Annotated in this window: 21 protein-coding genes; 15 read left to right on the top strand and 6 right to left on the bottom strand. The window is 65.0% G+C overall.

Annotated elements, in window-relative coordinates; genetic code table 11:
* Window positions 1-92 precede the first annotated feature (92 nt).
* Together V9L17_RS06055 and V9L17_RS06050 are read left to right on the top strand one after the other, a co-directional pair.
* Complete coding sequence (locus tag V9L17_RS06055; RefSeq protein ID WP_337346847.1) at window positions 93-1,118, top strand: ATP-dependent 6-phosphofructokinase; 1,026 nt, start codon at window positions 93-95, stop codon at window positions 1,116-1,118.
* A 101-nt stretch (window positions 1,119-1,219) separates the two neighbouring features.
* Window positions 1,220-1,936, top strand: coding sequence for a GNAT family N-acetyltransferase (locus V9L17_RS06050; protein ID WP_337350837.1), 717 nt, complete (start codon window positions 1,220-1,222; stop codon window positions 1,934-1,936).
* A gap of 23 nt (window positions 1,937-1,959) precedes the next feature.
* Here V9L17_RS06050 and V9L17_RS06045 read toward each other — a convergent pair whose 3' ends face one another.
* The 6 genes from V9L17_RS06045 to V9L17_RS06020 form a co-directional block, all read right to left on the bottom strand.
* On the bottom strand, window positions 1,960-3,477 hold the full coding sequence (locus tag V9L17_RS06045) for a DHA2 family efflux MFS transporter permease subunit (RefSeq protein WP_337350836.1): 1,518 nt from the start codon (window positions 3,475-3,477) through the stop codon (window positions 1,960-1,962).
* 3 nt (window positions 3,478-3,480) lie between these two features.
* Window positions 3,481-3,906 (bottom strand): ankyrin repeat domain-containing protein, encoded by a 426-nt coding sequence (locus tag V9L17_RS06040; protein WP_337350835.1) that lies wholly within the window; start codon window positions 3,904-3,906, stop codon window positions 3,481-3,483.
* Window positions 3,903-4,988 (bottom strand): CAF17-like 4Fe-4S cluster assembly/insertion protein YgfZ, encoded by a 1,086-nt coding sequence (gene ygfZ / locus V9L17_RS06035; RefSeq protein ID WP_337350834.1) that lies wholly within the window; start codon window positions 4,986-4,988, stop codon window positions 3,903-3,905. The genes V9L17_RS06040 and ygfZ overlap by 4 nt, the downstream gene beginning before the upstream one ends.
* Before the next feature lie 41 nt (window positions 4,989-5,029).
* A complete protein-coding gene (locus V9L17_RS06030; RefSeq protein WP_337350833.1) occupies window positions 5,030-5,752 on the bottom strand; it encodes a flavodoxin family protein in 723 nt (240 codons plus the stop codon).
* 86 nt (window positions 5,753-5,838) lie between these two features.
* On the bottom strand, window positions 5,839-6,453 hold the full coding sequence (locus V9L17_RS06025; protein ID WP_337346841.1) for an FABP family protein: 615 nt from the start codon (window positions 6,451-6,453) through the stop codon (window positions 5,839-5,841).
* 168 nt (window positions 6,454-6,621) lie between these two features.
* Window positions 6,622-7,389, bottom strand: coding sequence for a permease (locus tag V9L17_RS06020; protein WP_337350832.1), 768 nt, complete (start codon window positions 7,387-7,389; stop codon window positions 6,622-6,624).
* Window positions 7,390-7,735: 346 nt separating this feature from the next.
* On the opposite strand from V9L17_RS06020, the gene V9L17_RS06015 reads away from it, so the two are divergent.
* The 13 genes from V9L17_RS06015 to asd all read left to right on the top strand — a co-directional run bounded on the left by V9L17_RS06015 (window position 7,736) and on the right by asd (window position 20,176).
* The gene (locus V9L17_RS06015) at window positions 7,736-8,434 is read left to right on the top strand and encodes a winged helix-turn-helix transcriptional regulator (protein ID WP_337346839.1); all 699 of its coding nucleotides are present in this window, start codon (window positions 7,736-7,738) and stop codon (window positions 8,432-8,434) included.
* 232 nt (window positions 8,435-8,666) lie between these two features.
* Window positions 8,667-9,638, top strand: a complete 972-nt coding sequence (gene mshD / locus V9L17_RS06010; protein WP_337350831.1) for a mycothiol synthase — start codon at window positions 8,667-8,669, stop codon at window positions 9,636-9,638.
* Between the two features lie 130 nt (window positions 9,639-9,768).
* On the top strand, window positions 9,769-12,018 hold the full coding sequence (locus V9L17_RS06005) for an RNA degradosome polyphosphate kinase (RefSeq protein WP_337350830.1): 2,250 nt from the start codon (window positions 9,769-9,771) through the stop codon (window positions 12,016-12,018).
* A gap of 10 nt (window positions 12,019-12,028) precedes the next feature.
* A complete protein-coding gene (locus V9L17_RS06000; protein ID WP_337350829.1) occupies window positions 12,029-12,997 on the top strand; it encodes an NUDIX hydrolase in 969 nt (322 codons plus the stop codon).
* Between the two features lie 96 nt (window positions 12,998-13,093).
* On the top strand, window positions 13,094-14,734 hold the full coding sequence (locus V9L17_RS05995; protein WP_337350828.1) for a hypothetical protein: 1,641 nt from the start codon (window positions 13,094-13,096) through the stop codon (window positions 14,732-14,734).
* Window positions 14,731-15,123 (top strand): GntR family transcriptional regulator, encoded by a 393-nt coding sequence (locus tag V9L17_RS05990; RefSeq protein ID WP_337350827.1) that lies wholly within the window; start codon window positions 14,731-14,733, stop codon window positions 15,121-15,123. The genes V9L17_RS05995 and V9L17_RS05990 overlap by 4 nt, the downstream gene beginning before the upstream one ends.
* Before the next feature lie 82 nt (window positions 15,124-15,205).
* A complete protein-coding gene (locus V9L17_RS05985) occupies window positions 15,206-16,009 on the top strand; it encodes a thymidylate synthase (RefSeq protein ID WP_337346833.1) in 804 nt (267 codons plus the stop codon).
* Window positions 16,006-16,590, top strand: coding sequence for a dihydrofolate reductase (locus V9L17_RS05980; protein ID WP_337346832.1), 585 nt, complete (start codon window positions 16,006-16,008; stop codon window positions 16,588-16,590). Before V9L17_RS05985 ends, V9L17_RS05980 begins: the two co-directional genes overlap by 4 nt.
* Before the next feature lies 1 nt (window position 16,591).
* Window positions 16,592-16,810 (top strand): NF038396 family protein, encoded by a 219-nt coding sequence (locus V9L17_RS05975; protein WP_108600216.1) that lies wholly within the window; start codon window positions 16,592-16,594, stop codon window positions 16,808-16,810.
* A gap of 121 nt (window positions 16,811-16,931) precedes the next feature.
* Window positions 16,932-17,888: a hypothetical protein gene (locus tag V9L17_RS05970; protein ID WP_337346831.1), complete on the top strand. Its 957-nt coding sequence runs from the start codon at window positions 16,932-16,934 to the stop codon at window positions 17,886-17,888.
* 28 nt (window positions 17,889-17,916) lie between these two features.
* Window positions 17,917-18,555, top strand: coding sequence for a hypothetical protein (locus V9L17_RS05965; protein WP_337346830.1), 639 nt, complete (start codon window positions 17,917-17,919; stop codon window positions 18,553-18,555).
* A gap of 130 nt (window positions 18,556-18,685) precedes the next feature.
* Entirely contained in the window at window positions 18,686-18,931 is a 246-nt protein-coding gene (locus tag V9L17_RS05960) for a hypothetical protein (RefSeq protein ID WP_337346829.1), read from the top strand.
* 114 nt (window positions 18,932-19,045) lie between these two features.
* Complete coding sequence (gene asd, locus V9L17_RS05955; RefSeq protein ID WP_337350826.1) at window positions 19,046-20,176, top strand: aspartate-semialdehyde dehydrogenase; 1,131 nt, start codon at window positions 19,046-19,048, stop codon at window positions 20,174-20,176.
* The last annotated feature ends 6 nt before the right edge of the window (window positions 20,177-20,182 follow it).

Below are 20,182 nucleotides of genomic sequence, written 5' to 3'. Positions count from 1 at the left end.
TGTGTCGTACCCCACACCGCCCACTAGAATCTAGGGTGAGCTCAGCGTGGCGCTCTGCCTGTAAACCTTCACACCAGGATTTGAGCCGAGACATGAAAATTGGAATTCTTACCAGCGGTGGCGACTGCCCCGGATTGAACGCCGTTATCCGCGGAGCCGTCCTGAAGGGCATCGCCATCCACGGCCACGAATTCGTGGGATTCCTGGACGGCTGGCGCGGCGTCGTTGAAGGCGACATCATCGATATCCCCCGCACCATGGTCCGCGGCATCGCCAAGCAGGGCGGCACCATCCTGGGTACTTCCCGCACCAACCCGTTCGAGAACGGCGGAGGCCCGGAAGTCATCAAGGCCCACATGGACCGGATGGGCATCGATGCAATCATCGCCATCGGCGGTGAGGGAACGCTCGCTGCCGCCAAGCGCCTCACTGACGCCGGACTGAAGATCGTGGGTGTCCCCAAGACTGTCGACAACGACCTCGACGCCACCGACTACACCTTCGGATTTGATACCGCCGTCCAGATCGCCACCGAAGCCATCGACAGGCTGCGCACCACCGGCGAATCGCACCACCGCTGCATGATCGCCGAAGTGATGGGCCGCCACGTAGGGTGGATCGCCCTTCACGCCGGCATGGCAGCCGGTGCGCATGCCATCCTGATCCCGGAGCAGAAGGTCAGTATCGAACAGATCACCGAATGGGTGCAGGAGGCCCACGACCGTGGCCGTGCGCCCCTCGTGGTGGTGGCAGAGGGCTTCGTGCCGGACCACATGGAATCGCCCCACTCCGAACGCGGCCTCGATACCTTCGGACGGCCCCGGCTGGGCGGCATCGCGGACCAACTGGCGCCCGAGCTTGAGGCGCGCACCGGCATCGAGACCCGCGCTACGATCCTCGGCCACATCCAGCGCGGCGGTGTGCCGTCCGCCTTCGACCGCGTCCTGGCCACCCGGCTGGGCATGGCGGCCATCGACTCCGTGGTGGAAGGCTACTGGGGCACCATGGTGGCACTCAAGGGCACCGACATCCAGCACGTCGGCTTCGCCGAAGCGCTGGGCCAGTTGAAGACCGTTCCGCAGAACCGTTATGACGAGGCCGCTGTCCTGTTCGGCTGAGCCAGGCGGCACGGACCAGCGCGGACGTACAGTTACCGCCCCTTTCGACGCGGGGCCATGACTGCACGTTCGCGCTTCACTGTGCTGGGTAGGCTGGGCACATGACTCTTGACCCCGGTTCCGCTGCAATCATTCAGCTCGCGTGGGCCAGGCGCCTGGGGCTCGACGACGACGCGTTCGCTGCGTCCCTTGCCTCCGGCGAGCGGATCGTCAGGGCCGACGACTCGGTCCGGACAGTGGAGTTCGTCCGGCTTTTCGGCAGCTCGGCGCTGGTGGGCCCGCAGTGGGTCATTGACGCAGCCGCCGGCATCCCGGACGAGGAAATGGCCCAGCATGTCACGCTGCTGACCCTGACCCGCTCCCATGGAGGCCACGGCCTCGGGGCCGCAGCCCTATTTTTCGCCGACGACCTGCCCCTGAAGCAACCTTCCGAGGATTTGACCGTGTCCCACGGCAACCCGGAGGCGATCGAGCTCGAGGGGCTGTGCCCGCCGGACGATGTCAACGAAGTGGGGCTCTCGGACCTGGAAAACCGGTACACGATCGTCCATGAGGTGGACGGCCGGCGGGTCCCGGTGGCCTGCGGCGCCTACTCGGAGTGGGAGGGCCTGCTGGGCCACCTCGGAGTGCTGGTGGATCCGGAATGGCGGCGCCGGGGGCTCGGGTCGCTGGCTGCCTCCATTGCAGCGCACGAGGCGCTCGCGGCAGGACTCACCGTCCAATGGCGTGCCGAAGTCAGCAACACCGGCTGCGTGGCCCTGGCCCGAAAGCTCGGGCTGTCCACCGGCGGAATCCAGACCAGCGTGCACCTGGGCTGATCCCGGCGCAGCCCGGCAAAGGGCTATGGCCGGCTTGCGCCCTCCGCCGCAGCGCCTGGCGTGTCCGCGGCAGCAGCCTGCGGCGCGCTCCAGCCGTGCACAGCCTTGGGTTTGGCGAAGAACAGGGCCACGGCCGCCCCGACCAGGATCACGGCCGCCGGCAGCAGGATGGACTGGCCCATCGCCGTCGAGAATCCCTCCTGGAGGGATTCCGGGAGCCGGCCTGAGAATTCCATGTTGTCCGCCCCGGGTCCCCCGGCAGGAAGTTCCGCCGCGAGGCGCGCCTGGATCAGCACAGCGATGGCCGCGCTGCCCAGCACGGCCCCGATCTGGCGAGTGGTGTTGTAGACGCCCGACCCCGCACCGGCCTGCCGCGGCGGAAGGTTCCGCGTCGCCGTCGAACTCAAGGGAGCCCAGATGCCGGCGTTGGCGAAACCCAGCACGGCACTGGGCAGGAGGAACAGCAGGATGGGCGTGTCCGGGTGCATCAGGACCGAGTTCCACGCCAGGGCAACGGCCATCAGGACCAAACCGCCGGACGTGATGTATTTGGGATTGACGCGGTCGATGATCCGGCCAACCACCGGGGCGAGTCCGCCGGAAATCAGCGCCATGGGCACCATCATCAGGGCTGACTGGGTAGGCGTCATGCCCCGGACCATCTGGTAATAGAAGATCAGCGGCAAGCCGAAGGCGGTCACTGTGAACCCCACCGTGGTGATCCCGATGTTCGCCAGCGAGAAGTTGCGGTCACGGAACAGGTCCAGCGGCAGGAGCGGCTCACCCTTGTTGTAGCGCTGCCAGGCGATGAAGCCGGCAAGCACCACCAGGCCGGAGATGATCAGGCCCCAGACGCTCACGGGTCCGGCGATGGTACCCCAGTTATAGGTCTCGCCCTCCTGGATGCCGAAGACAAGCAGGAAAAGTCCGACGGCGCTGAGCAGCACGCCGGGAATGTCGAACCGGTGCGGATGGGTACTGAGGGACGGGACGAAGCGCCAGGCGAGGATGAAGCCCACGATGCCGACCGGGACGTTGATGAAGAAGATCCACTCCCAGCCGAGGCTGTCCACGAGGACACCCCCGAGGATAGGGCCTACCAACGTGGCCATGCCGGCGGTCGCTCCCCAGAGCCCCATGGCTGCACCGCGGCGGTCAGGCGGGAAGATCCGGGTGATGACGGCCATGGTCTGCGGAGTCATCATGGCAGCGCCCAGGCCCTGCAGGACGCGGGCAGTGATGAGGGACTGGACATCGCCGGACAGTCCGCACCACAGGGATGCCACCGTGAAGACCACCAGGCCCAGGAGGTACAGCTTCTTGGGGCCGAACCGGTCACCCAGCCTGCCCGTGATCAGCAACGGCACGGCGTAGGCCAGGAGGTAGGCGCTGGTCACCCAGATGACGGCGTTGATGTCCGTTCCCAGCCCCTCCATGATGCTGGGATTGGCCACCGAGACGATGGTGGTGTCGATCAGGATCATAAAGAACCCGATCACCAGCGACCACAGGGCTGGCCAGGGCCGTGCTACGTTTTCCAAGCGTCAGTTGCCCAGCAGGTCAAGGATCTCCGTGCGGGCGAACATCTGCGCTGCCGCCCGGGCCGACGGCGTGCCGGCGTCGGGATCGGCTCCTGCCTCCAGCAGGACCCGGGCGACGTCCGCGTAACCCTTGAACGCCGCACCGGCCAGCGGCGTCTGGCCGCGGACATTGGCGGTGTCCGCCTCGGCCCCGTGCTCCAGGATCAGCTGCACTGTGTCCGCATGGCCGTGGTAAGCGGCAAGCATAAGCAGGGAATCCCCGGCGGCGTTGGTCATGGTGGCAGGCGCGCCCGCGCTCAGGTAGCCGCGCAGGAGCCCGGTGTCGCCCTCCCTGGCTGCCTGGAACAGCTTGTGCGCGAGCTCCAGCGTTTCGTCGTCAGGTGCGGTCGAGCCGGACGTTGCCGGGCCGGGTGCAGTGTTTTCTGTCATGAGCGAGTCCCCCTCAGGAATCCTGTCGGGCGCCCCACTACCTGGCCGGCGTCGGGGGCGACAATCACTTCCTGGGCGGCGGTGTATGGTTCCTCGCCGTCCATTACCGTCAGTATTTCATCGGGGGCAACCGACCGCTTAATGACGGCCAGTGCCACCGGGCCCATTTCATAGTGCTGGGCCACGGAGGTTACCGTGCCTACCTTCCGCTCGCCCAGCAGGACCTGGCTGCCGGGTGCGGGCATGGTGTGCTGCGACCCGTCCAGCTGGAGGAAGACCAGGCGGCGCGGCGGGTGGCCCAGGTTGTGCACGCGGGCGACGGTCTCCTGGCCCTTGTAGCAGCCCTTGGCCAGGTGCACCGCGGTGCGGAGGAGGTCCAGTTCGTGCGGGATGGTCTTGTCATCGGTTTCTGCGCCCAGCCGGGGACGCCAGGCCGCAATGCGGAGGGCTTCTGCTGCCAACACGCCCGCGAGTGGCCGGTCCCCCACCGTCTGCTCCAGCTCAGCGGCTGGCACAAGGTACTCGAACCAAGGGCGTTCCAGGCCGGGGTGCCTGTCTTCGGGAACCACAGCGTAGGAGTAACCGCCGGCGCCCACCTGGGGCCAGGGATCCCGCCAGGCCTGCAGGCCTGACCATTCCTGCACTTCCTGCGTGGAGCCGAGTACTGCCCAGTCTGAAGAGACGTCGTTAATTTCTACGCGCAGCATGAACTTCATCCTGTTCAGCCATTCCGCCAGCGGCCCGGCCTCGGCGGCCTCAACGATCAGCCAGGTGGTCCCGCCGTCGTCCACCACCCGGGCGTCAAACTCAATCCGGCCCTGGACGCTCAGCAGGAGCAGTTCGCTTGAGTCCCCGGGCTGCAGGCCCGTGACCTGCTGCGAGGACAGGGTGTTCAGCCAGGACAGCCGGTCCGGGCCACTGACCGTCACCACGCCGCGGTGGGAGAGGTCGACGACGGCGGTGCCGGCTGCGAGGGCGCGCTGCTCGCGCAGGGGCTCACCGTAGTGGGCTGCGACGCCGGCGTCCGCGCCGGCGCCCTCGACGGCACCAGGGCGCGACAGCAGTGGGCTGGGAGTAGTCATACTGGGGCAACGTCCTTTGGTCAGTGAGTATTCCGGTGACGCTAGCGGTATTCCGGGTTTTCGAAATCGAAACGCGTTCCGGCTTTCCATTCTTCAGGAAGGTTGCCGTAGGCGGGAATTCCGCCGGCGTCCTTGAGCATCCGGGCGAAATGTAACAGGTTCCAGGTCATGAACGTTGTGTTCCGGTTGGTGAAGTCGGATTCGGGGCCGCCGGAGCCTTCGTCCAAGTAGCTCGGACCCGGGCCCACCGGACCGATCCAGCCAGCGTCCGCCTGTGGCGGGATGGTGAAACCGATGTGCTGCAGGCTGTAGAGGACGTTCATGGAGCAGTGCTTGATGCCGTCTTCGTTGCCGGTGATGAGGCAGCCGCCGACCTTGGGATAGTAGGCCCACTGCCCCTTGCTGTTCAGTTGCCCCGAGTGGGCGTAGAGCCGTTCGATGAGTTTCTTCGTTTGCGAGGAGTTATCGCCCAGCCAGATGGGGCCCGCCACCACCACGATGTCCGCTTCCTGCACCGCAGGGTACAGCTCAGGCCACTCATCAGTGGGCCACCCGTACTCTGTCATGTCCGGGTACACGCCGCTCGCGATGTCATAGTCCACGGTCCGGATGACGCGGGTGCTGACACCCTGCTTTTCCATGATGAGGCGGCTGACGTTGATCAGGCCCTCGGTGTTGGATGTCTGCGGGGATCTTTTCAGCGTGCCATTAAAGAACAGTGCCTTCAGATCGCTGAAATCCGTGGCGTTCTGCTGTGCAGCCATGATGCTCCCTGTGATTCACTCGCGGGTGAAGCCTAGGAAGCCAAGTGTACTGAGGGCCACGACCCCGCGGGCGTCATGAATAAGTCTCAGGAAACCTTTTTCAGGAAGGCGGAGGCATGCGCCTCAAGCCCCTTGCCCGGCTGCGATGTTCCACCGGTTGCGACGTCCCAGCGCCAGAGGAGGTTCCCGTCCACCAAGCCGAAAATCCGCGTGGCGGCACTGTAGTCCTTGGAGTGGCTGCCGCGCATCACCATGTCGGTAGTGAGCTGGATCTGGGGTCCCTTGATCTGTCCGTAATAGAGTTCGGAGATGCCACCGGGGTGGGCGATCGAGACAGAGATATCGAACCCGCCATCCTTGTTGCGCAGGGCTTCGACCTCGTCGGCGCTCTTGAGGGCCGGAACGATGTCCGCCGGGATCAGGCCCGGGCCGCCGTCGGCGTCGAGTTGCTTGCGCTCCAGTGCCCAAAAGCCGGTCTCAACGGTAAGGGGCCGCAGGCGCGTGCCGTCCTCGGCCGTTAACCAACTCTCCGCCCGGTACTGCAGGTACGGCAGACCGTTGTGCGTGAAGGACACATGCTGGAAAAAGTGTTCCGAGTCCTCGTCGCCGCTGCCGAGCCGGCCGCTGCCTTCCCACTCACCAATGAGCCAGGAAAGGGGGACGAGTTCGGGGGTCAGATCTGTGGGAATCTCAATCGGCACAGCAATTACCTCGGGAAACGGCTAGCTTGTTGAACGGTCTACTTCTGGCCTTTGAAGAGGCGGTAGACGACGAATCCTGCAAACCAGGCCATGGCGAGGCTGGCGATACCGAGCAGGACGAGGAAGAAGATTTCAAATGCAAGTACGGACATGATGCCATCCTAACGCCTAGTAGATGAGTAGTTTGTCTATGAAGTACGCCAACGAACCCACGGCTGAGACGGGTGCAAGACCCATACTAAGAGCCGCCGGAATGTTAAGTGGAGCGCCCCGGAGTGTGACGAGCCGGCGGAAACTGACCAGCACCGCACCCACTACCACCCCGAATACCGCGGCCGGCAGGACGGCGATGTCGGAAAAAACCAGGCCGGCGAGTGGCCCGGCCAGTCCGGCCATCACGATGCCGAGCGGCGCCACAATGCTGTCGGGCCAGCGGATGAGTCCTGCCAGCAGGGCAACGGCGGCGCTGATGCCTGCGACAAGCATCATTTCCCGGACACCGTTGAAACGGGCCCCGGCAATCCAGCCCGCACCAAGGCAGGACAGCAGCACTCCGGCGCAGCAGCCCAAGGTGGATTCGAGCCGCTGGGCCTGGCCTGTGCCGCGGATGAGCTGCACCACAAACACGGCCATCATGCCCAGCGCCATGAACGCCGGTGTCCAGTCCAGGAAACCTGGGGCAGGGGCATAAGCTGCCGCGAGCGCCGAGCCAACACCAGGCAGCGCAATGACAGCGGCCAGGGTCTTCTTCGCCGGAATACGGAGGAAGTGGGGCCAGCCGACGCCGACAGCGAGCGCCGCAACCACCGCGACAGCGAGCAATGTGTCCGGAGACGTGTACACCCCGGCAATGATGGCGGCCAGCCCGGCCATGCCAAAGGCGCCGATTGTCCACGAGGGCAGCGAACGGACCGGGGCTTGCAGATCCGCGCTCATGCGGGACCTGGCTCTGACGTGCGCGGCTTCAACTCTGCACCCAATTCGCGGCATTCCCATTCTGGCTGGCGACCGGGAGGCGGTTCAGCCCCCGGCAGGGCACAGTGCCCCTGTGTTCAATCCTGCCCTATGTGACCGCGATGTGTCGCAAAACGGACACGGAGGATGGCCCGATCAGTGTCTGTTAAGGGGCGGTTGGGTATACTCAAAGCTCAGCTACGCTTCCTGCTTCGGTTGCCGGCCGGATATTTCCATCGACGGCCCAGACCGCAGCAGTGAGACAGTACCGGCCGGTGAAAACCCGGTTCAGTCGCCCAAAGATGCGCGGACGGCCCTTGGAGGAATAATGTCGCACATCCTGTTATTGACGAACAGCACCGGCTCATCGGTGGACATCCTGCCTGCCCTTGAACTGCTGAACCACCGCGTGCACATCCTGGCCGCCGAACCCACCGCGCTGCTGGAGACTGATCCATGCGACATTGTGCTGCTGGATGCCCGTAAGGACCTGGTAGGTGCCCGTTCGCTGACCCAGCTCCTGAAAGCCACCGGCCTGAGCGCCCCGCTGGTCCTGATCCTGACCGAGGGCGGCATGGCTGCGGTTTCCTCTGCCTGGGCCGTGGACGACATCGTGCTGGACTCTGCCGGGCCCGCCGAGGTGGAGGCCCGCATCAGGCTGTCCGTGGCACGGGCCGTTCCGGACACCGACGACGCCCCCACCGAAATCCGGGCCGCCGGCGTGGTCATCGACGAAGCGAGCTACACGGCCCGCGTCAATGGCGCTCCCCTGAACCTGACTTTCAAGGAATTCGAACTCCTGAAGTACCTTGCACAGCATCCGGGACGCGTGTTCACCCGCCAACAGCTGCTGACCGAGGTCTGGGGTTACGACTACTACGGCGGCACGCGGACCGTCGACGTCCACGTCCGGCGCCTCCGGGCCAAGCTAGGCGCAGACCACGAGAACCTGATCAGCACCGTAAGGAACGTGGGTTACCGGCTTACTCTTGTAAGGCAGCAGGAAGACGAACTCACGGAAGCCTGAACCTGACCCAGTTCCATAACAGAACAGCCCCGGACTACTGTCCGGGGCTGTTCTGTTTTATGAGTCTTCGTTGTGGAGGACATACGGGTCGAACGTATCGAGGCCACCCCACTGGTGGATCCCCCTCGAATCCGGCGTTGTGCTGCTCGCCCGGATCGGATACCGACTATACGGTCAAGCCACGCACCTATCAAATCGGCAGAGCTACGGCCGGGGCGTATAGCCTAGCTTCATGACCCCAGCACATCCGGAGAAATGGCCCGTCCTCGTCCTCAGGGGCAGTGTGGATGACCAGTTACTGAAGGACTTCAGTGGCCTACTGGCTGCGGCGGAGGAATCCGACGGCAATCCTTCGCTGTCCGAACAGACGGTGGTCACACTCCGCGCCGGCGATTCCGCTGAGCACTCCTTGCTGAGCCTGGCCCTGTACGCTCCGGACGAGGACTCGGATCCCGCAACGGGGCAGGACCTGGCCGGCTTCGCCGTGGTGGTGGAAGAGTCCGACGGCGGCGGGGTGCTGGAGATCGCAGTTCACCCGAGTTACCGCAACCAAGGCGTCGCCGACCGCCTCGTGGGTGCGCTGAAAACAACACGCGGCTTGGACGGCCTGAAGGCCTGGTCCCATGGCAATCACGAGGCAGCGGCGGATCTTGCCGCCCGCTACGGCTTCGGCCCGGTCCGGGAACTGTGGAAGATGCGGCTGGCGACTGCCTCCTCCGATCTTCCCGACGCCGGCCTCCCGGACGGGGTTTCACTGCGTGCTTTTGTGCCGGGCCAGGACGAGGACGCCTGGTTGGCAGCGAACCGTGAGGCATTCGCCCACCACCCTGAGCAGGGCGGAATGACCCGCGCCGACCTGGACGCCAGGATGGCCGAGGACTGGTTTGATCCGGCGGGGTTCCTCCTGGCCGTGGACGGGTCAGGCCGGCTGCTGGGCTACCACTGGACCAAGGTCCACCCCCGCCACGGTGACCACCCGGCGATCGGTGAGGTCTACGTCGTCGGCGTCTCCCCTGCCGCGCAGGGAATGGGACTGGGCAAAGCACTGACGGTGGCAGGCATCCGCCATCTCCAGGACTTGGGCCTGAACGCCGTCATGCTTTATGTCGACGCCGACAACGCCCCGGCCGTGCGCCTCTACCAAAATCTCGGGTTCACACGGTGGGATATGGACGTGATGTACGCACCGGTCACGGCGGGTTAGTCCAATCGACTGACGCACGACTTCCAGCGCCCGAAATCTAGGGGTCCGCGCCGCTGAATGCTTGTAAGGTTGAAACAGAACCGCGCCGGCCGTGAGAGCCAGCATCCAGCGCCAGGTAAGAGGAGACCCCATGAAGCCGGAACCCGCCGGAACAGTCACGTCCGAAGGCGCCGCCGTGCCGGTCCGGGCACGTTTTGGTTCATCCGAAGTTCCGGCATCACGTGCCACGCAGGACCGGATCGACATCCCGGAGTTCGCCCCCAACCTCGAGCCTGAGGGCGATATCCGGCCCGACCGGTTCCTGGACCGCGAGCTGAGCTGGCTTGCCTTCAACTCCCGGGTGCTGGAACTGGCCGAGGATCCCACGCTCCACCTGCTGGAGCGGGTCAGCTTCCTGTCCATCTTCGCTTCCAACCTGGACGAGTTCTTTATGGTCCGCGTGGCCGGACTGAAACGGCGCATCGCCACAGGACTGGCTGTGCCCTCCCCCGCCGGCCTCAGTCCGGTGGAAGTCCTGGAGAAGATCGGTGAGGAAGCCCACCGGCTGCAGCAGCGCCATGCCCAGGTCTTCGCCGAGCAGATCCGTCCGGCCCTGGCCTACGAGCACATCCACGTGATGCACTGGGATGAACTGGACGACGCCGCAAAGCAGCAACTCAGCGCCATGTTCGCCGAGAAAGTCTTCCCCATCCTGACGCCGCTGGCCGTGGACCCCGCCCACCCGTTCCCCTACATCTCCGGGCTGTCGTTGAACCTGGCCGTAGTGGTGCGAAACCCGGTCAGCGACAAGGAACTCTTCGCCCGCGTCAAGGTCCCTGACCAGCTTCCGCGGCTGATCTCCATCGACGGACCGCGTGCCGGCGCCGTCGCTGGACGTGTTGCCCGGTTCATTGCCCTCGAAGAAGTCATCGCGGTGCACCTGGACAAGCTCTTCGCCGGGATGGAAGTCCTGGAACACCACATCTTCCGGGTCACCCGCAACGAAGACGTGGAAGTGGAAGAGGATGACGCCGAAAACCTCCTTCAGGCGCTGGAGAAGGAACTGCTGCGCCGCAGGTTCGGCCCGCCCGTCCGCCTCGAAGTCACGCACGACATCAACCCCAACATCCGTGCCCTGCTGATCCGCGAGCTTGGTGTGGAAGAGTCCGAGGTCTACTCAGTCCCCGCGCCGCTGGACCTCCGCGGACTGTCCGTCATCGCCGGCATAGACCGGGCGGACCTGCACTACCCCAAGCATGTGCCGCACACGTCCCGGTACCTCAACGAGTCCGAGACATCCAAGGCGGCCAACGTTTTCGCTGCCATGCGCCGCCGCGACATCCTGCTCCACCACCCCTACGACTCCTTCTCCACTTCGGTCCAGGCCTTCCTGGAACAGGCGGCCGCGGATCCCAAGGTCCAGGCCATCAAGCAAACCCTGTACCGGACCTCGGGTGACTCGCCCATTGTTGATGCCCTGATCGATGCTGCCGAGGCCGGCAAGCAGGTCCTGGCCCTGGTGGAGATCAAGGCCCGGTTCGATGAGCAGGCAAATATCTCGTGGGCACGGAAGCTGGAGCAGGCCGGCGTCCACGTGGTCTACGGAATCGTGGGCCTCAAAACGCACTGCAAACTGTCACTGGTTGTCCGGCAGGAAGTTGACGGCCTCCGCCGCTACTGCCACATCGGCACCGGCAACTACCACCCGCGGACCGCGCGCTACTACGAGGACCTGGGCCTGCTGACAGCGAATGACCAGGTGGGCGAGGATCTTTCCAAGCTGTTCAACCAGCTTTCCGGCTACGCGCCCAAGTCAACGTTCAAGCGCCTGCTCGTGGCTCCCAGGTCGGTCCGCTCCGGGCTCATTGACCGCATCGAAACCGAGATCCGCAACGCCCGCGCCGGACTGTCGGCCCGCGTCCAGATCAAGGTCAACTCCATGGTGGATGAGGCGATCATCGATTCCCTGTACCGCGCTTCTCAGGCAGGGGTGAACGTCGATGTCATTGTCCGCGGCATCTGCTCGCTCCGTCCCGGCGTTCCGGGCCTGAGTGAGAACATCACAGTGCGCTCCGTGCTGGGCCGGTTCCTGGAGCACTCCCGTGTATTCGCGTTCGCGAACGGGGGCGACCCTGTGGTCTACATCGGCTCGGCCGACATGATGCACCGTAACCTGGACCGGAGGGTCGAGGCCCTGGTGCAGCTCGCCAGCCCGGATGACATCACCTACGTCCTGGACCTGCTGCGCCGGTACATGGACCCGGAGACGGCGAGCTGGCACCTGGACAACCAAGGTGACTGGACCCGGCATCACATCGCCGACGACGGCACCCACCTCGACGACGTCCAGTCCTGGCTCCTTGCATCGAGGCCGCGCCAGCGCTCCTTGAGCCGCCGGTAGGGCAGCGGTGTTGGCAAGCGATACACCGGTAGCAGACCAGACAGACCATCCCGGCGAGCCGGTAGCAGTTACTGCTGCCGGCGCCCTGCCGTGGCGGATCAATAAAGACCGTTTAGAGGTCCTGCTGATCCACCGGCCGCGCTATGACGACTGGTCCTGGCCCAAAGGCAAGATTGACGCCGGCGAGACGATCCCCGAATGTGCCGTCCGCGAGATCCAGGAGGAAATCGGCCTCACCGCCCAGCTGGGCATCCCGCTTCCGCCCATCCACTATCACGTGGCCACGGGCCTGAAAGTGGTCCACTACTGGGCCGTCCAGGTGAACGGGGCAACCCTTCGGCCCGACGGCAAGGAAGTTGACAGTGTTATGTGGTGCGCTCCCGAGAAGGCTGCGGCGCTGCTGTCCAACCCGTCCGACGTCGCTCCCCTTGAGTATCTCCGGGAAGCCCACGAACGCCACGAACTGGCTACCTGGCCACTGATTGTGGTGCGGCATGCCAAAGCCAAGCCGCGTTCATCCTGGTCCAAGGCCGAGGGAGAGCGGCCCTTGGCCGCCACCGGGATCAGGCAGGCGCAGGCCGTGGGGCGCCTGCTGCAGGCCTGGAAGCCGCAACGCGTGGTCAGCAGTCCGTGGCTGCGCTGTGTTGCCACCATCGCGCCGTATGCCAAGGCCGTGGACGCAAAGATCAAGCTGGTGGATGCCCTGACCGAACACCGGCACGCCCGGAACCCGAAGAAAACCGCTGCCGTTGTGTCCACGCTGTTGGACAAACAGCGCGGCGTTGCCGTCTGCACGCACCGGCCGGCACTGCCGACCGTCCTCGACCAGCTGGGAAAAGCGATGCCGGGCCGCCTGCGCGGGCTCCTGCCAACGTCCGATCCCTACCTCGCGCCGGGAGAGATCCTGGTGTTCCACGTTACACACCACAGCAAGCAGCGGATCGTCGCCGTGGAGCAGTTCAAACCGTTTGACGACTAAAGGCTGCCCGGCTCCCGGCCGCGCCGGGCCACACATTGACCCCGGAGTTTTTGTATCAAATACTTGATACATTGACGCACCAGCCTGGGGGATAGCGTGTCGAATGACGGTTTTGAGTTTGCGGTCCACAATGTTCCGCCCATGGTCCTGCTGGGCCCCTTCCTGTTGGCAGCCGGCCTGTACTTGCTGCTGCGGTGGGTGATCCGGGCCCCTGGCGGGGGAACCACAGCCGTCACGGTGTCCCAGCATTCGCTGTGGATCGGCGTCATCGGATGGCTCGCAAGCTCCCTCCAAACAGTGGGAAGTGCCGGTATCCTTCCAGCCGGGAACGCCTCTCCCCCGCTGGCCAGCCCCGCAAGCATCCTGGTCGCGTTGGCCTGGCCCATCCTCGGCTGCCTGGCCGTCCATGCCATCGGACAGCTCAGCTACCCCGGACCGCAGCTCCCCCGAGGGCTGGCAACGCTGGAGGTCCGCCGAGTCCGGGACTTCCTGCCACGCGCCCTCACCTGGACGGTCGCGGCGATCTTCGCTGCCTCGGCACTGCATATCGGCTGGGTGGCCACGCTCCCGGGCTACGAGGCCGTTCCATTCAACGGCCAGGAACGCGGCCCGGGCTTCAGCCGGATGGGCGGAGACGGCCGGATCCAGGGTTCCGTCCTCGCGGCCTGCCTCGGCGCCGGCTGGCTTGCGCTGGCCCTGGGCACAGTCCTGGTACTGACCCTGATCAGCCGCCGGAGGCAGCTCGAGGCCCTGGACGCGGCAGAGAACGACCTCCTGCGGACCATTGCCATGAACAGGCTCCTGCGGACGGTGGCAACCATCGCCGCAGGACTTGCGGCAGTAGGGGGAAACTTCGCAGCCCGGCCTGACCCTTCAGCCAACATCACGAGCTGGACCAATCCTGCGGGATTCGCGTCATTTGTGGTGCTGCTGGTGATGTTGGGGTGGGCTCCCCCCAAACTGCCCAGCGCGCAGGGGGGCGGCTCCGGCGTGGGATCGTCGCAAGCTCCGGCCGCCGCACATCCGGCGACGCGCCTCTCAGTTTCCCTCGGGGCAGCCACAGGGCTTGCCCCGCTTGTCGCGGGCACGCTGGGGTTCTTTGTTCCCGGCCTCCGGGCACAGCCGGTGATCCTGGTTGCGCTGATGGCTGCCGTCCTGCTGCTGGTAGCGGCTGCGGGCGAGCTCCTGCTGCACCGCAACTACGGCTCCCCCGACGTCCCCAGGACCTGGCCGCGGCAGGCGGTCAGCCCGGCCCTGCTGACCACGGCGATTGCCGCCGTCGCACTTTTCACCGCGGTCGCAGCAGTGGCCGCTGCGGGTGAACTGCAGCTTGTCGAGGCCGGGCGCGGTGCGTCCGGCAGTTGGATTGCCGCGGTCCTGGCCACCGTGGCCGTAGCAGCCATCTCCTGCCTGCCCGTGGCCGCGGCAAGGATGCGCCGCGGCATCACGACCGGCGTCGCCGGTCTCGACGCCGCGCTCCGGGCGATCACAGTCCACCGTGTGGTGCGGACCATCGCAGCCTATTGCGTTGCCCAAGGCGGTGTGCTGCTCATAACAGCCAGCAATGCCGTCCCGCCGCTGCTGGGACTCCCTGCGTCCTCCGCCACCTGGCAGCCCGGTGCCGTCGTGGGGGCGGCGCTCACCACTGCGGGGGTGGTCATCGCCATTATCCCGGTCAGGGGATTCGCCCGGGTTCCTGCAGCCCCGGCGCAGTCCGTGCCGGAAGGGTCACGGTGAACGCCGGAATCTCCGTGGACCTGCGCTCGGCAACCCCGCCGTATGAGCAGATCCGCTCCCAAATAAGCTCCCTGATCGCCACCGGCGCACTCCCGGTGGGCAGCCGACTGCCCACGGTCCGGAGCCTTGCCGCGGACCTGGGCATCGCTGCGGGGACCGTCGCCAGGGCCTACAAGGAGCTGGAAGCAGCCGGACTCCTAGAGTCCCGACGGCGGAACGGCACCATTGTTGCGCACGCGGCACATGGCAGCGCCGCCGGACTGCCAGGCTGCACCGTGCCCGAAGCGGTGACTGCCGCCGTCGACCTCTTGGTCCGTTCGGGCCGGGACGCCCGGCTCAGCGAGGAGTTGCTGCTGGACCTGGTCCGCGGAAAGCTGAGGAAGGGCTGACGGCCTCACTGGCTACGGCGTTTTTCGGCCGCGCCGCGATGTCGCCGACGGCCTCGGGCTGCCTCCCCGGTAGACTTTAGCCGTGAGCATCCCAACGCCTTATGAAGACCTCCTGCGCGATGTCATGGCCCATGGCACGCACAAATCCGACCGTACGGGAACGGGCACCACCAGCGTGTTCGGCCGGCAGATCCGCTTCGACCTGGCCACCAGCTTCCCGCTGATCACCACGAAACGCGTCCATTTCAAGTCCGTTGCCGTGGAGCTCCTGTGGTTCCTGCGCGGTGAATCAAACGTGAAGTGGATGCAGGACCAAGGCGTAACTATCTGGAACGAATGGGCCGACGCCGACGGCGAACTCGGACCGGTTTACGGCGTCCAATGGCGCAGCTGGCCCACGCCTGACGGCGGACATATCGACCAGATCGCCGAGCTGGTGGAGAACCTCAAGACGAACCCTGACTCACGCCGGCACATCGTGTCCGCCTGGAACGTCTCGGAACTCAAGGACATGGCCCTGCCGCCGTGCCACGCGTTCTTCCAGTTCTATGTCGCGGACGGCAAGCTCTCCTGCCAGCTCTACCAGCGTTCCGCGGACATGTTCCTGGGGGTTCCCTTCAACATTGCCTCCTACGCACTGCTGACCCACATGGTGGCGCAGCAGGCCGGGCTGGGTGTTGGCGAATTTGTCTGGACCGGCGGGGACGTCCACATCTACGAGAACCACATGGACCAGGTCCTCAAGCAACTGGAGCGCGAGCCCTACGAGTACCCGCAGCTGGTCATTACGCGGAAGCCGGCGTCGATTTTTGACTACACGCTGGAGGACTTCGAAGTGGTCGGTTACCAGCACCACCCCACGATCAAGGCTCCGATCGCCGTATGAGCACCGAGAACACCGCAGATCCCCAGGCCTTCACCGAGGAACTCGCCGGCTCCGTCACGGGCGTCGGCCTGGTCTGGGCCCAAACGTCCGGCGGAGTAATCGGCAAGGACGGCGACATGCCGTGGAACCTGCCGGAGGACCTGAAGCACTTCAACCGGCTCACCATGGGACACCCGGTGATCATGGGGCGCAAGACCTGGTTGTCGTTCCCGGATAAGTATCGACCGCTCCCCGGCCGGACCAACATCGTCATTACGCGGCAAAAAGGCTGGGGGGAGTCACCCGAGGCAGAGGGCGCCGTCGTGGTTCCTTCCCTGGATGACGCCCTCCTGGAATCCCAGTTCGTCGACGGCGGCGAGACCGTTTGGATCCTCGGCGGCGGTGAAGTGTTCCGCCAGTCCACCGACCTCGCCAACGTCGCGGTGGTCACCACCATCGATATGGAGGCCGACGGCGACACCTTCGCCCCCGAGCTTGGCGAAACCTGGGAGGCGGCTGCTTCCGTTCCGCCGGACGGCTGGCTCACGGCTGCCAACGGGACTCAATACAGGTTCACCAAATGGGTACGGACGGCGGGCTGAGATGCTGAAGAAACCGGAAACCCTCTTTGTCCTCGGGTATATGCTGCTGCCGCTGCTGGCGCTGCTGTCCGCCATTGTTGGACTGACCATGATCCTGGGCGGCAACAAGATCGCCGGAGCAATCGTGCTGGTGGTGGTGACGCAGGTGTTCGCGTTTGGTGCCTTCTTTGCCTTGCGTGCGCGTAAGGCTGCCGTGCTGGAGGAAAGCGACCGCGGCTGACGCGTTTTGCCGGTGGGCGGATGGGGAGGACAGCCCATCGCGGGCCTTTTGCTCCGCTACTAGAGTTGTGCAGGCAGCCTGACGAATATTTGCTGCAGAGACATTTGGGGGATGATGCCTTGTGGCAGGAAACATGTGGGGCGCCGACGTCGCCGAGCTCCGGACGCTGGCGCAGCAGTTCGGCAAGGCGTCCGACACCCTGCTCCAGCAGTCAACCCTGCTGAGCAACCAGATCAACAACAACCCTTCCTGGAAGGGCCAGGACGCTGCCATGTTCCGTTCCGACTGGAACGGCAGCCACCGTGCGCTGCTCCAGCAAGCGGCTTCCGCGCTCAAGCAGGAGTCCAAGAAACTGCTGGAGAACGCCACCGAGCAGGAGAAGGCGAGCAATGCGGCGCCTGGATCCGGCGGCGGGCCGGGCTCCAGGGGACAAAGCGGAACATCCGGGAACGGCGGAGTTGACTCCGGCGTCGGGCCGTCCCGGGATCCCTATTTTTGGGAGCACGAGGAGGACGACACCTGGTGGGACACCTACGTGGCAAAGCCGTGGGAGGTCTACAAGGTGGTACCGGACACGCTGCGAACGATAAGCCTGCCCCTTCAGGCAGGCACCGAACTTGCCAGCTGGCATAACGCGTTCAACTTCGCCGGCACCACCAACAAGTTCTGGGATACGTTGGACTCGCCACTATTTACCAAGGCAGCCAAGGCCCTGGACAGCGCGGCAGATCTCACCGAAGGCTCGGACAAGGTTTTTTCTGCGCTCAAAAGCGTGAAGACCTTTGGAAACGTCCTTGGCGGCCTCGGCGCAGTCATCGACGCGGGCAGCGCAGTCAACAGCTTCTCCAAGGGTGAGATAGGCGACGGCGTCTGGAGCACGACGAAGGCTGCCTTAGGGGCGGCCGCTCTCTTCCCTGGTCCCCAGCAGCCGTTCCTGATCGCCGCCAACGTAGGGATTGCCGTATGGGAAAACCGGGAAAAAATCGCCGACGGGGCCGAATGGGTGGCCGACAGGGTCAGTGAGGGCGTCACCGCCGTGGCCAAGGATCCGGCCAAGCTTCTTCCCTGGAACTGGTGAAAATTGACTTCGTTAGGAGATATTAAACATGAGTGCTGAGACCATCGAGGGCACCGGCCTTTCGCCAGCTGGCTATGGGATTGCCGAGTTGTTGTACCTACTCGGATGTTATGACACAGCGAGCACGAGGAAATCCGCCGACGCACTGATGCTGCAGTGGCCCTCGAGCAGCGACGACTTGCGTGTTGCGGGAACGTCATCGCTGCTCGCGCGGCAACAGCTCAAAGTCGAGGGCGACGAACTGGTTCCTACAGGACTGGCACTGGCCATAGCCTATGCCCTGGGGAATGCCACGCGCTGGACCAGCGCCTCATTCCTTTCGGATGACGCACCCCAGGCGGCGGTCTTCATTCACGCTCCGGACTTAGCGGCATTCCTCCAGCCACGGGGGCTGGGCGGCTGGTTTGCCCAGGTCCAGATGGCCAGCCACGGTGTCGCGGGGACTTTGGCACAGCTTGCCGCCGAGCACTGCTCCCAAGCCACGAATGCAAAGGTGGTTCTTTCATCGACCGTTGATGGCTCCTCGGCCCGGAACGTCATTCTCCGCGCATCCGGGGACCGTTGGGAAGCCGCAGTCAGCCGTGGTGATGAACGCGCCGTGCCACTGGGCGGGACATTGAGCCTGGCGGAAGTTGAAAGTCTCTTGAACGAACAACTCCTCGGATAGGAACATCGTTGTGAAACCTGACCGTAAAGTCTTCCGTCGACCCGACGGTACGCCATATGATCCAAACCGCTTCAATGTGCGCCAATACGAGGAGCAATACGGTCCGGGCGGAGTCCCGGAAGGGTACTCCATGGCTGCCATAACGCCTGTGCAGAGCCCCGGCTTGATCACGGGAGTCGGCATCTTCCTGATAGCCATGGCCGGGATGATGGTCTATGGGGCGTTCGCGGCTGCTGGTGAGCCCGGCTTGTCCGTCTATGCGGCCATCGTCGCGGCGCTGACCTTAGCCGGGGCCGTCTGGGCCTTCATCATCGCGGGTCGGCGCCGGCGCTGGTTGCGGGAACAATCCAAAGCCCCTGCGGACCCCGCTCTGTGACCGGGAACGTGAAACCGAGGCAGACCTGACACAGCCGATGGCCCTTGCGGCCGGACAGCAACGGCGTGACGTAACCGACTGCGCCCTGCCGGTTCCGAAGTCTAAACTGTACGAATGACTACAGCAGCTACCCCGTCCGTTGGACTTGTCGGTTGGCGTGGCATGGTCGGTTCCGTCCTGATGCAGCGCATGCAGGATGAGGGCGACTTCGCCAACATCAACCCGGTGTTTTTCTCCACCTCAAACGCAGGAGGTGCCGCCCCGTCGTTTGCTGATGGGGCCGGCAAGCTCGAGGACGCGTTTGACGTCGAGACCCTGGCGAAGCTGCCCATTATTGTCACCGCCCAGGGCGGGGACTACACCAAGCGCGTGCACACCGAGCTGCGGGGCCGCGGCTGGGACGGCCTCTGGATCGACGCCGCTTCCACCCTGCGGATGAACGACGACTCCATCATCGTGCTAGACCCGATCAACCGCGACGTCATCGACAAGGGCCTGGTCAACGGCACCAGGGACTTCATCGGCGGCAACTGCACTGTGTCGTGCATGCTGATGGGCCTCGGCGGGCTGTTCAAGAACGGCCTCGTCGAATGGGGCACGTCCATGACCTACCAGGCCGCCTCCGGCGGCGGCGCCCGGCACATGCGCGAACTGCTGAGCCAGTTCGGCACGCTCAACGCCGAGGTCAGCTCGGAACTGGACGACCCGGCGTCGGCCATCCTGGAAATCGACCGCAAGGTCCTGGCCCACCAGCGCACCGACATCGACGCCACACAGTTCGGCGTGCCGCTGGCCGGCTCCCTGATCCCCTGGATCGATGCCGACCTCGGCAACGGACAGTCCAAGGAAGAGTGGAAGGCCGGGGTTGAAACCAACAAGATCCTGGGCACCTCGGAAGAGAACCGCGTGATCATGGACGGCCTCTGCATCCGGATCGGTGCCATGCGATCCCACTCCCAAGCCCTCACCCTCAAGCTCCGCGAGGACCTCTCCGTGGCCGAGATCGAGAAGATCGTGGCCGAGGACAACGAGTGGGCCAAGGTCATCCCGAACACCAAGGAAGCCTCCATGGCCGGTCTGACTCCTGTGGCTGCATCCGGAACACTGGACATCCCCGTGGGCCGCATCCGCAAGATGGAAATGGGTCCGCAGTACATCAGCGCCTTCACGGTCGGTGACCAGCTGCTCTGGGGTGCCGCCGAGCCGCTGCGCCGCATGCTCAACATCGCCACCGGGAACCTGTAGCCCGCC

Source organism: Pseudarthrobacter sp. CCNWLW207, from assembly GCF_037203945.1.
GTDB lineage: Bacteria > Actinomycetota > Actinomycetes > Actinomycetales > Micrococcaceae > Arthrobacter.
The sequence above is the reverse complement of the archived record's forward strand: the minus strand, read 5'-3'. Positions and strand labels throughout refer to the sequence as shown.

Coding starts and splice junctions, on each gene's coding strand:
- V9L17_RS06055 (WP_337346847.1), top strand. CDS start 93: ATGAAAATTGGAATTCTTACCAGCGGTGGCGACTGCCCCGGATTGAAC.
- V9L17_RS06050 (WP_337350837.1), top strand. CDS start 1,220: ATGACTCTTGACCCCGGTTCCGCTGCAATCATTCAGCTCGCGTGGGCC.
- V9L17_RS06040 (WP_337350835.1), bottom strand. CDS start 3,906: ATGACAGAAAACACTGCACCCGGCCCGGCAACGTCCGGCTCGACCGCA.
- ygfZ (WP_337350834.1), bottom strand. CDS start 4,988: ATGACTACTCCCAGCCCACTGCTGTCGCGCCCTGGTGCCGTCGAGGGC.
- V9L17_RS06030 (WP_337350833.1), bottom strand. CDS start 5,752: ATGGCTGCACAGCAGAACGCCACGGATTTCAGCGATCTGAAGGCACTG.
- V9L17_RS06020 (WP_337350832.1), bottom strand. CDS start 7,389: ATGAGCGCGGATCTGCAAGCCCCGGTCCGTTCGCTGCCCTCGTGGACA.
- V9L17_RS06015 (WP_337346839.1), top strand. CDS start 7,736: ATGTCGCACATCCTGTTATTGACGAACAGCACCGGCTCATCGGTGGAC.
- mshD (WP_337350831.1), top strand. CDS start 8,667: ATGACCCCAGCACATCCGGAGAAATGGCCCGTCCTCGTCCTCAGGGGC.
- V9L17_RS06005 (WP_337350830.1), top strand. CDS start 9,769: ATGAAGCCGGAACCCGCCGGAACAGTCACGTCCGAAGGCGCCGCCGTG.
- V9L17_RS05980 (WP_337346832.1), top strand. CDS start 16,006: ATGAGCACCGAGAACACCGCAGATCCCCAGGCCTTCACCGAGGAACTC.
- V9L17_RS05975 (WP_108600216.1), top strand. CDS start 16,592: ATGCTGAAGAAACCGGAAACCCTCTTTGTCCTCGGGTATATGCTGCTG.
- V9L17_RS05965 (WP_337346830.1), top strand. CDS start 17,917: ATGAGTGCTGAGACCATCGAGGGCACCGGCCTTTCGCCAGCTGGCTAT.
- V9L17_RS05960 (WP_337346829.1), top strand. CDS start 18,686: ATGGCTGCCATAACGCCTGTGCAGAGCCCCGGCTTGATCACGGGAGTC.
- asd (WP_337350826.1), top strand. CDS start 19,046: ATGACTACAGCAGCTACCCCGTCCGTTGGACTTGTCGGTTGGCGTGGC.